Below are 397 nucleotides of genomic sequence, written 5' to 3'. Positions count from 1 at the left end.
GACTTATTGCTTATTTAATTAAGAGTGCGGGTGAAGGGAGTCGAACCCCCACGCCAAAGGCGCCAGATCCTAAGTCTGGTGCGTCTGCCAATTCCGCCACACCCGCATATTATTTTTAAAGAAATGGGGCGACTGATGGGAATCGAACCCACGAGTGTCGGAGCCACAATCCGATGCGTTAACCACTTCGCCACAACCGCCATGGTACTGGTGCCGGCTAGAGGACTTGAACCCCCAACCTACTGATTACAAGTCAGTTGCTCTACCAATTGAGCTAAGCCGGCATTTATATGGTGGAGGATGACGGGATCGAACCGCCGACCCCCTGCTTGTAAGGCAGGTGCTCTCCCAGCTGAGCTAATCCTCCATTTGCCTGGCAACGTCCTACTCTCACAGG

The 397-nt window shown here is 53.1% G+C and carries 4 tRNA genes; all 4 read right to left on the bottom strand.

The features are described from left to right. Positions 1-25: 25 nt before the first annotated feature. The 4 genes from MR076_RS26090 to MR076_RS26075 all read right to left on the bottom strand — a co-directional run bounded on the left by MR076_RS26090 (position 26) and on the right by MR076_RS26075 (position 367). A tRNA-Leu gene (locus MR076_RS26090) sits at positions 26-106 on the bottom strand. A gap of 18 nt (positions 107-124) precedes the next feature. Continuing rightward, positions 125-200, bottom strand: a tRNA-His gene (locus MR076_RS26085). 8 nt (positions 201-208) lie between these two features. Beyond that, positions 209-284: transfer RNA gene (locus MR076_RS26080), tRNA-Thr, on the bottom strand. 7 nt (positions 285-291) lie between these two features. Then, a tRNA-Val gene (locus MR076_RS26075) sits at positions 292-367 on the bottom strand. Positions 368-397 lie beyond the last annotated feature (30 nt).

The sequence above is a fragment of the Bacillus cereus group sp. BfR-BA-01380 genome (assembly GCF_022663535.1).
GTDB lineage: Bacteria > Bacillota > Bacilli > Bacillales > Bacillaceae_G > Bacillus_A > Bacillus_A cereus_BB.
The sequence above is the reverse complement of the archived record's forward strand: the minus strand, read 5'-3'. Positions and strand labels throughout refer to the sequence as shown.